The organism is Curtobacterium sp. B8 (genome assembly GCF_000333315.1).
Lineage (GTDB): Bacteria > Actinomycetota > Actinomycetes > Actinomycetales > Microbacteriaceae > Curtobacterium > Curtobacterium luteum.
The window spans coordinates 1-2,531 of sequence record NZ_BACW01000429.1; the positions used below are offsets into that span (position 1 = coordinate 1).

General features: G+C 74.8%; 2 protein-coding genes. One reads left to right on the plus strand and one right to left on the minus strand.

The window, feature by feature from the left end; translation table 11 throughout:
- Positions 1-567: TetR/AcrR family transcriptional regulator (locus tag I59_RS11045; protein ID WP_022903912.1), on the plus strand; the 567-nt coding region annotated here is incomplete at its 5' end.
- A 387-nt stretch (positions 568-954) separates the two neighbouring features.
- On the opposite strand, the gene I59_RS19825 is transcribed toward I59_RS11045, so the two are convergent.
- Positions 955-2,531, minus strand: a 1,577-nt coding sequence (locus I59_RS19825; protein WP_022903913.1) for a transglutaminase domain-containing protein, incomplete at its 5' end; no start/stop codon positions are given.

Genomic DNA, 2,531 nt, shown 5'->3' on the forward strand with positions numbered 1-2,531 from the left:
CGGGCCGAGGTCCGGGAACGCCTCTTGACCGCCGGCGGCGAGGTTTTCGCCGAGCAGGGGGTGCACGAGGCCAGGCTCGACGACGTGGCCGCGCGGGCCGGCTTCAGCAAGGGCGCGGTGTACTCGAACTTCACCTCGAAGGAAGACCTCGTCGCGCAGGTCATGCAGCGCGCGACGAACGTGGTGCTCGGGTCGTTGCAGGAGCTCGTGCACGCCGAGATCGCCTCCGTGCACCTCGGCGACGTCGTCCGGCAGGCCTTCGGACGGCACGACCAGAGCACGCAGTTCGCGCTGCTGTCCGAGTTCCGGGGCTACGTGCTCCGTCACCCCGAGCTCCTGCCGGAGTTCGTCCGGCAGCGGCAGGTGCTGCAGGACGGCGTCCAGGAGCTCGTGGACCTGTGGTTCGGCGCGCACCCGGAGGTCGACCCCGGGTTGCCGCTCGACGTCTTCGCGACCGCGCTCATCGCCGCGAACGTCGGGCTGGTGTTCGACGCGCAGGCACTCCCGGGCGTCGACCCGGGCGACGTCATCGCCGCCCTCGTCGAGGCGGTCGTGCGCCCACGCTGATCGCGGGTCGGGGTCGGCGTCGGGGCCGGCGTGCGCGTCGTCGTCGGACTCGCCGGCCCCGCACCGTGCGAGGCCAGCTCCGCGCCCGCCGCTCGGTGCGAGGGCGCACGCATGGTGCGAGGGCGCAGACCTCGCACCATGGGGACAACCTCGCACGCTGGCAGGTCGCCGCGGCTGTCGGGCGCGCCGGCCTCGCACCGTGCGAGACCAACCCCGCGCCCGCCGCACGGTGCGAGGACACGCACACGGTGCGAGGGCGCAGACCTCGCACCATGCGGACAACCTCGCACGCTGGCGGGTCGCCGCGGCTGTCGGGCGCGCCGGCCTCGCACCGTGCGAGGCCAGCCGACGCGCACGCCGGCGGGGCGGGACGCGCCGGAGCGCGCGCTACGCGGGACTCCGCCGCGAGCGACGACCCTCGTGCGACCACGCCGACGACGGCACGAGGCTCGGCGGGAGCACCCGCGACCGCACCCGACGTCCGGCGGACACCGACGCGTCGAGCGCACCACGGGCCTCCCGGACGGCACGCTCGAGAGCTGCGCTGTCCGACGCCGCGGCGCCGGCGGCACCGAAGCGCTCGCGATCGACGGCGTCGACCACCTGTTCGAGCACCGGGACCACCGCGGACGGCAGACCGGCGCGCAGGCGACCGAGGACGGCGCGGGCGGTCCTCGCGGCCGCGGCGGCGTCGCCGGGCGGGGCGAGCCCCGGTGCGTACCCGTGGTCGGCGACGTCGTCGAGGACCTCGCGCCAGGCGTTGACGGCGGGGGACCGGCCGGACCGCACGGCCGCGAGCCGCGCCCGGCGGCGGAGCGCACGCACCACCCCGGGGGCGATGAGCAGCGCCAGCGCGAGGACGACACCGGCGGCGAGACCCAGGCCACCCTGCCCGCCGCCGGTCGACGACCCCGGTGCCGCTCCGGCCTCGGCCGAAGCCGACGGCGTGGACGACGGCTGCGAGTCGGCCGGGGTCGACCGCTCCGGCGCCGGCAACGGGGTGTCCGGTGTCCCGGGCGTCGCGGACGTGGACGGTTCGGTCGAGGGCTGCGCGGCTTCGTCGGAGTCCGGTGTCGGCTCGAACGCGACCCAGCCGGCACCCTGGATGTACAGCTCGGGCCACGAGTGCAGCTGCCGGTTCGAGACGGTGTACTCGCCGTCGCTCTGGTCCGTGCCGGCTCGGTAGCCGACGGCGATGCGGGAGGGGATGCCGAGCGTGCGGGCCATCACCGCCATGGCGGACGAGAAGTGCACGCAGTAGCCCGAACGGACCTTGAGGAACGTGTCGATGACGTCCATGCTGTCGCCGTCGTACCCCTGCTCGACGGGCGCGGTCTCGGAGTACGTGAAGAGGTCACTGCGGAACCAGCCCTCGAGGGCGCGGGCTTCCTCGTAGTCGTTGCCGGCCCCCGCGGAGACCCGCGCCGCGGTCGTGGCGATGTCGCCCGGCAGGTCCTTCGGCAGCGTCAGGTCGGTCCGGAGCTGCGCGTCCGAGGGCCGGGCGAACCCGCGGCCGTCGGCGCGCGCGAGCATCCCGGACTGGGCGTAGGCGTCGAGGTAGGCGTTCGCGAACGTCGACGCGCCGTACACCTCGTACGTCGCACCACGGGGTGTCGCCGGGCCGGTCGACCGGAGCGTGTTCGACTGCCCCATCCAGCGCCACTGCTGCAGGTCGAGGTTGGTCGACCGCGCCTGCACGGACACCGCGCCGGAGGGGACCGGGAGGTAGTTGCTCGACAGCCCGGTGATCCGGATCGTCACGTCGCCCCGCGTCGAGAGCCGCGGGTTCACCCCGACGGCCCACTGCTGCTGGTCGGCGGTCTCGGACTTGCTCGCGTCCGTGACCGTCGGCACCCAGTCGCCGGTGCCGAACTCGTCGAGGTCGGCGAGCTTGAGGTACTCCGGCTGCCCGTCGGACGACCGGTAGCGGAACACCTCGAGGGAGTCGGGCGGCGAGGTCTGCC